Here is a 304-nt window from a genome sequence, read left to right on the forward strand (position 1 = left end):
GCCTTGCCATTGGATTGGTTGAGCTTTACGGTGAAATCAATAGGTGAAAGCACGGCAGAATTAACCTGGTCCACGGCTTCAGAAGAACAGCTGGACTACTACGAAATACAAAAGTCGGAGGACGGAAAAAACTTTCAGCCGCTTGATATTATTCCTGCCAAAAACCAAGCGGCAGCCACTTATCACTACGTAGACCATAAAGCAGACCAAGCAGTGATGTACTACCGCATCCGAGTCAAAGAGTTTGATGAAAGCACCTCTTATTCGGTCATTCGCAGCCTGCAGCGGCAATCTCTGGAGATGA

The sequence above is a fragment of the Lewinella sp. genome, assembly GCF_050633125.1.
GTDB lineage: Bacteria > Bacteroidota > Bacteroidia > Chitinophagales > Saprospiraceae > Lewinella.